The following is a 7,491-nucleotide window of genomic DNA, read 5'->3' on the forward strand; positions in this document are numbered from 1 at the left end:
CTGGACCTGGACCCGCAAAATGCCCTGCGTCATCACTTGTGCCTGGGCCTGAATTTGCCCGGCATCGGCGCGACGAGCTTGAGCAATGAGTCCTGGGAAGGCCTGGCTGAGCGCGGCTTTGCCGGTTGCCGCCTGGTGGCCTTCGGTGAGACCAACAACGACCAGCAAAAAAACCTCAATCGCTGGCTCGGCGAAGACGCCCAATGGCTGCCCCGGCACCTGGCCGGCTTGCAGTTGAATGGCCAGGACACGGTGGTGATCGACGTGCCCGCCGGCAACACGGTGTACCTGCACCAGGCCATGGCCCTGGCAGACGTGGTGTTGGTGGCGGTGCAGGCGGATGTTTCCTCATTCAGCACCCTGGCCCAGATGGACAGCGTGCTGGCGCCGTACCTTGAGCGCGAAAAACCGCCACTGCGTTACTACGTGATCAACCAACTCGACGGCGCCCACCGCTTCAGCCTGGACATGGCCGAAGTGTTCAAGGCCCGCCTCGGCGATGCACTGCTCGGCACGGTCCACCGTGACCCGGTGTTCAGCGAAGCCCAGGCCTGCGGCCGCGATCCCCTCGACCCTACCGTCAACAGTCTCGGCTGCCAGGACATTCACGCCCTGTGCCGCACGCTGCTCGAACGCATCGATTCGGACCTTCCATGACCGACACTACGTCCTCTACGCCCCACACTCCGGGGCGCGCCGAGCAGCGGCTGGACGCCGCGATTTCGCGCTTCAATCGCTGGCCCGATACGCTGCGCAAAGTGCTGGTGGTGATCAGTTGTGTGGTCGGCACCTTGCTGTTGGTAAGCATTGTCAGCGCCCCGCTGGACCTCTACAGCCAATGCCTGTTTGCCGCCGTGTGCTTCCTCGCGGTGCTGGTGCTGCGCAAGATTCCCGGGCGCATGGCGATCCTCGCGCTGGTGGTGTTGTCGCTGGTGGCGTCGCTGCGCTACATGTACTGGCGGCTGACTTCCACCCTGGGTTTTGAAACCTGGCTCGACATGCTGTTCGGCTACGGCCTGGTGCTCGCCGAGCTGTACGCGCTGGTGGTGCTGATCTTCGGCTACGTGCAAACCGCCTGGCCGCTGCGCCGCGAGCCGGTGTGGCTCAAGACCGAACCGTCGGAGTGGCCCACCGTCGACGTGTTCATCCCGACCTACAACGAGGCGTTGAGCATCGTCAAACTGACCATCTTCGCCGCCCAGGCGATGGACTGGCCCAAGGACAAGTTGCGCGTCCACGTGCTCGACGATGGCCGTCGCGACGACTTCCGCGATTTCTGCCGCAAGATCGGCGTGAACTACATCCGCCGCGACAACAATTTCCACGCCAAGGCCGGCAACCTCAATGAAGCGTTGAAGGTCACCGACGGCGAGTACATCGCGCTGTTCGACGCCGACCACGTGCCGACCCGTTCCTTCCTGCAAGTCAGCCTCGGCTGGTTCCTCAAGGACCCCAAGCTGGCGATGCTGCAAACGCCGCACTTCTTCTTTTCACCCGACCCGTTTGAAAAGAACCTCGACACCTTCCGCGCCGTGCCCAACGAGGGCGAGTTGTTCTACGGCCTGGTGCAGGACGGCAACGACCTGTGGAACGCGACGTTCTTCTGCGGCTCGTGTGCGGTGATCCGCCGCAAGCCCTTGCTGGAAATCGGCGGCGTGGCCGTCGAGACCGTCACCGAAGACGCCCACACCGCGCTCAAGCTCAACCGCCTGGGCTACAACACCGCTTACCTGGCGATCCCGCAAGCCGCGGGCCTGGCCACCGAAAGCCTGTCACGCCACATCAACCAGCGCATCCGTTGGGCGCGGGGCATGGCGCAGATTTTCCGCACCGACAATCCGCTGCTGGGCAAAGGCCTGAAGTGGGGCCAGCGCATCTGCTACGCCAACGCTATGCTGCACTTCTTCTATGGCTTGCCGCGGCTGGTGTTCCTCACCGCGCCGCTGGCCTACCTGATTTTCGGCGCGCAGATTTTCCACGCCTCGGCGCTGATGATTGTCGCCTATGTGTTGCCCCACCTCGTGCATTCGAGCCTGACCAACTCGCGGATCCAGGGGCGCTTCCGCCACTCGTTCTGGAACGAGGTCTACGAGACCGTACTGGCCTGGTACATCCTGCCGCCGGTATTGGTTGCGCTGGTCAACCCCAAGGCGGGCGGCTTCAACGTCACCGACAAGGGCGGGATCATCGACAAGCAGTTCTTTGACTGGAAACTCGCCCGGCCGTATTTGGTACTGCTGGCGGTGAACCTGGTCGGGCTGTGCTTCGGTCTGTATCAATTGATCTGGGGCGACGAGTCCACCGCGGTCACCGTGGCGATCAACCTGACCTGGACCCTCTACAACCTGATTATCACCAGCGCTGCAGTGGCGGTGGCTTCCGAAGCGCGGCAAGTGCGCTCCGAGCCGCGGGTCAGCGCGAAATTGCCGGTCAGTGTGATCTGCGCCGACGGTCGTGTGCTCAAAGGCACGACCCAGGATTTCTCGCAGAACGGCTTCGGCCTGATCCTCGCCGACGGGCACCAGATTGCCCGGGGCGAACAGTTGCAGTTGGTGCTGTCGCGCAACGGACAAGACAGCCTGTTCCAGGCGCGGGTGGTGTTCAGCAAGGGCGCGCAGATTGGCGCGCAATTCGATGCACTGTCCCTGCGCCAACAAAGCGAACTGGTACGCCTGACGTTTTCCCGCGCCGACACCTGGGCCGCGAGTTGGGGCGCCGGCCAGCCCGATACACCGTTGTCAGCCCTGCGTGAAGTCGGTGCCATCGGCATCGGCGGCCTGTTTACCCTGGGTCGCGCCACGCTGCATGAATTGCGTCTGGCCCTGCGCCGCACTCCCTCACAACCGCTCGATACGCTGATGGACAAGCCATGACTTCCACACTATTTGCCCGCCCGCAGTCGCGCGGCGTGCTCGCGCTGATGATCGCTTCGCTGCTGGGCCTGGGCTCGCAGGCACAGGCCGCTGCACCCGCTGTTGCGGTGCAGAGCACTGACGACGGCTACAGCCTGACCCTCAAGCAACTGGGCCGTCGCGACACCATGAACCTGCAAGGCGTGGAAGCGTCCGACAGCGTCAACTTCGACATCCGTGCCGATGAAGTGGTGAAGGGCGCGCAACTGTTGCTCAAGTACAGCTACTCGCCGGCGCTGCTGGCGGACCTGTCGCAGATCAACGTGCTGGTCAACGACGAAGTCGCCGCCAGCCTGCCGCTGCCCAAAGAGGGCGCAGGTATCCAGCAGGAAAAACTGGTGCAGATTCCGGCGCACCTGATCACCGAATTCAACCGCTTGAGCCTGCAGTTCATCGGCCACTACACCATGTCCTGTGAAGACCCGCTGCACAGCAGTCTGTGGGCCAAGATCAGCAACAGCAGTGAGCTGAAAGTGCAGGTGCAGCCGATCGTCTTGAAAGACGACCTGTCGGTGCTGCCGCTGCCGTTCTTCGACAAGCGCGATGCGCGCCAGGTCAGCCTGCCGTTCGTGTTTGCCAGCGCGCCGGACAACGCCGCGCTGGAAGCTGCCGGCGCGCTGTCGTCGTGGGTAGGCGGCTTGGCCAGCTACCGGGGTGCGACGTTCCCGACCACCCTTGGCGAGATTCCGGCCAAGGGCAACGCCATCGTGCTGGTGCAAAGTACCCAGGCCGTGGACGTACACGGTGTGGCGGTCCCTGAGCCTAAAGGGCCGACCCTGACCCTGATCACCAACCCCAACGACCCGAATGGCAAGCTGCTGATCGTCTCCGGCCGGGATGGCGCCGAACTCAAGCGTGCCGCCACCGCCGTGGTGCTGGGCAACCCGGTGTTGACCGGCAACAGCGTGGTCATCACCAGGCTCGACACCCTGGCCCCGCGCAGCCCTTACGACGCGCCGAACTGGCTGCCCAGCAACCGTCCGGTACGCCTTGGCGAGCTGGTAGAACTGAAAAAGCTCAACGTCTCCGGCTACAACCCGGGCCCGATCAGCGTCGACCTGCGCCTGCCGCCCGACCTGTTCAACTGGCGTGAAGAGGGCGTGCCGCTCAACGTCAAATACCGCTACACGCCGCAGCAGGTGTCCACCAACTCCTCCTTGCTGATCGGCCTGAACGACCAGTTCATGAAGTCTGTCGCGTTGCCGTCGGTGAGCAACCTGGGCGGTGGGCAGAGCCTGCTGGACCAGCTGAAGAAAGACGAAACCCTGCCCCGTGAAGTGACGACCCTGTTGCCGATCAGCTCGGCCTCGCCCAAGTCCAAGCTGCAACTGCGCTTCATGTACGACTACATCAAGGAAGGCGAATGCCGGGACATCATCGTCGACAACATGCGCGGTGCGATTGACCCGGACTCGAGCCTGGACCTGAGCAGCTACCAGCACTTTATCGCCATGCCGAACCTGGGCGTGTTCAACGACTCCGGCTTCCCGTTCACCCGCCTGGCTGACCTTTCGGAGTCGGCGGTGGTGATGCCGGACAACGTCGGCACCGATGAATTGAGCGCTTACCTGACTGTGATGGGCCGCTTCGGCGAGTCCACCGGCTACCCGGCCACCGCCGTCAAAGTGGTGCAGGCCAAAGACGTGCAAAGCGTTGCCGACAAAGACCTGCTGGTGCTCGCCACCGGCGGCAACCAGCCGCTGCTGCAGCAATGGCAGCAATACCTGCCGGCCACCAGTGACGGCCTGCAGCACCACTTCCTGTTGTCTGACCTGCCACGTTATGTGCGCAGCTGGATCAGCCCGGACGCCGCAGCCAACCAGCATACGGCCAATGCCGGCATCACCTTCAGCGGCCTGAGCAACAGCACCTGGTTCGCCGGCTTCCAATCGCCGCTCAAGGCCGGGCGCAGTGTGGTGCTGATCGCCAGCAACCAGCCTCAGGGCCTGCTTGAAGCGACCTCGGCGCTGATTGGCGGTGACGACTACAAAGACTCGATCCAGGGCAGCCTGGCGGTGGTGCAGGGCACGCAGATCAGCTCGTTGGTCGCGGACCAGCAGTACTACGTCGGCGACCTGAACTACTTCAAATTCATGCAATGGCAGCTGTCCCAGAACCTGGGCTGGATGCTGGCGATTACCTTCCTGGGGCTGCTGGTGCTGACCTGCCTGATCTACCTGGCACTGCGTGCCCGTGCAAAACGGCGGTTGGCATGAGCCCTTTGCGTAGCGCGATCCTGGCGGTGATTGGCAGCACATTGCTTGCCGGTGCCGCCCAGGCACAGACCTGCGATTGGCCGCTGTGGCAGAACTATGCCAAGCGCTTTATCCAGGACGATGGCCGGGTGTTGAACTCGTCCATGAAGCCGACGGAAAGCAGCTCGGAAGGGCAGTCGTACGCGATGTTCTTTGCCCTGGTGGGCAACGACCGGGCGACCTTCGACAAGCTCTGGACCTGGACCAAGTCCAACATGGCGGGCGCCGACATCGGCCAGAACCTGCCGGCCTGGCTGTGGGGCAAGCGTGACGATGGCAAGTGGGGCGCGATCGACAGCAACTCCGCCAGCGACGCCGATTTGTGGATGGCCTATGCGTTGCTTGAAGCCGCGCGCGTGTGGAACGCACCGCAGTACCGCAGCGACGCGCAACTGGTGTTGGCCAACGTTGAACGCAACCTGATCGTGCGCGTACCGGGCCTGGGCAAGATGCTGTTGCCGGGGCCGGTAGGCTATGCACACGCGGGTGGCCTGTGGCGCTTCAACCCCAGCTATCAAGTACTGCCGCAACTGCGCCGTTTTGCAAAAGAGCGCCCGAACGCCGGCTGGAACGAAGTGGCCGAGAGCAACGCGAAGATGCTCGCCGACCTGCCGAGCAATCCCCATGGCCTGGCGGCCAACTGGGTCGGTTATCGCGCCACCAGCGCAAACACCGGGCTGTTTATCGTCGACCCGTTTTCCGATGACCTGGGCAGCTACGACGCGATCCGCACTTACCTCTGGGCCGGCATGACCGCCAAGAGCGACCCGCTGGCCGCGCCGATGCTCAAGGCCTTGGGCGGGATTTCCCGTGCCACTGCTGCGTCGGTCAGCGGTTTGCCGCCGGAGAAAGTCCACGTGCTGACCGGTGAAGTCGAGAAAAACAACGGCTACACGCCGACGGGTTTCTCGGCCTCCACCATGGCCTTCTTCCAGGCCCGGGGCGAAACCGCCCTGGCGCAATTGCAAAAGCAGAAAGTCGACGACGCCCTCGCCAAGGCGCTCGCGCCTTCGGCCCCGGACAGCGCCCAGCCGATTTACTACGACTACATGCTCAGCCTGTTCGGCCAGGGCTTCGCTGATCAAAAGTACCGTTTCGAACAAGACGGCACGGTGAAATTATCCTGGGAGTCTGCATGCGCCGTCACACGCTAGCCATTGCGATTCTGGCGACCCTGGCTTCCAGCGCCAGCTTTGCCGAAACCACTGACCCGCAAAGCCTGCTGATCGAGCAGGGCTATTACTGGCAGTCGAAAAAGAACCCGGAACGCGCCCTCGAGACCTGGCAGAAACTGCTGCGCCTGAGCCCCGAACAGCCGGATGCGCTGTACGGCATCGGCTTGATCCAGGTGCAACAACAGCGTCCGGCCGAAGCGCAAAAGTACCTGGCCCGCCTGCAGGCGCTGAGCCCGGTACCGCGCCAGGCCTTGCTGCTGGAGCAGGACATCACCGTCAACATCCCGGCCAACGCGAAGTTGCTGGAACAGGCCCGTGAACTCGGCGAGCCTGAAGAAGAGCGTGAACAAGCGGTGGCGCTGTATCGCCAGATCTTCCAGGGGCGCCAGCCCCAGGGCCTGCTTGCCCGCGAGTATTACAACACCCTGGGCTTCACGCCCAAGGGCACGAACGAGGCCATCGCCGGCTTGCAGCGTTTGTCTCGCGAGCGGCCGAACGACCCGATTGTGGCGCTGTTCCTGGCCAAGCATCTGGCGCGTAACCCGGCCACCCGCGCCGACGGCATCCGCGCCCTGGCCAAGCTGGCACCGAACAACGACGTGGGCGGCAACGCCGATGAAACCTGGCGCTTTGCGCTGATCTGGCTCGGCCCGCCGAAGAGCGACCAGGTGCCGTTGTTCCAGCAGTTTCTGGCTGCGCATCCGGACGACAGCGAAATCCGTGCGCTGATGAACAAGGGCATTGCCCAAGGCAAGACCGGCGCCGGTTGGCAGCGTGATCCGCAGATGACCAAGGCGTTCAAGGCGCTGGATGACGGCGACCTGAAAACCGCCGAGCCGCTATTGGCGGCGCGCCTCAACGAAAAACCCAATGACGTCGATGCCCTCGGCGGCATGGGCGTGCTGCGTCAACAGCAGCAGCGCTTCAGCGAGGCTGAAAGCTACCTGGTTCAGGCCACCCGTTTGCCGGGTGGCGCGGCATGGCAGTCGGCGCTCAATGATGTGCGCTACTGGAACCTGCTCAACCAGGCCCGTGACGCCCAGCGTGGCGGGCGCGGCAGCCAGGCCCGCGACCTGGTGGCCCAGGCCGAACGCTTGAACCCTGGCCAGCCCGGCGCTGCCGTGGCACTGGCGGGTTTCCAGGCCCAGG

At 63.8% G+C, this 7,491-nt stretch carries 5 protein-coding genes; all 5 read left to right on the top strand.

All coding sequences use genetic code 11. From position 1 onward, the window contains the following. On the top strand, positions 1 to 657 hold a 657-nt coding region (locus HX846_RS18955), incomplete at its 5' end, for a cellulose synthase operon protein YhjQ/BcsQ (protein WP_178965889.1). Continuing rightward, entirely contained in the window at positions 654 to 2,873 is a 2,220-nt protein-coding gene (bcsA, locus tag HX846_RS18960) for a UDP-forming cellulose synthase catalytic subunit (RefSeq protein ID WP_177021033.1), read from the top strand. The genes HX846_RS18955 and bcsA, both read left to right, overlap by 4 nt. Continuing rightward, positions 2,870 to 5,128, top strand: a complete 2,259-nt coding sequence (bcsB, locus tag HX846_RS18965; protein WP_008435714.1) for a cellulose biosynthesis cyclic di-GMP-binding regulatory protein BcsB — start codon at positions 2,870 to 2,872, stop codon at positions 5,126 to 5,128. Before bcsA ends, bcsB begins: the two co-directional genes overlap by 4 nt. Further along, the gene (gene bcsZ, locus HX846_RS18970; protein ID WP_008435713.1) at positions 5,125 to 6,321 is read left to right on the top strand and encodes a cellulose synthase complex periplasmic endoglucanase BcsZ; all 1,197 of its coding nucleotides are present in this window, start codon (positions 5,125 to 5,127) and stop codon (positions 6,319 to 6,321) included. The genes bcsB and bcsZ overlap by 4 nt, the downstream gene beginning before the upstream one ends. Next, a partial coding sequence (locus HX846_RS18975; RefSeq protein WP_178965890.1) for a tetratricopeptide repeat protein occupies positions 6,303 to 7,491 on the top strand: 1,189 nt, incomplete at its 3' end. The genes bcsZ and HX846_RS18975, both read left to right, overlap by 19 nt.

The sequence above is a fragment of the Pseudomonas sp. K5002 genome (assembly GCF_013386655.1).
Taxonomy (GTDB): domain Bacteria; phylum Pseudomonadota; class Gammaproteobacteria; order Pseudomonadales; family Pseudomonadaceae; genus Aquipseudomonas.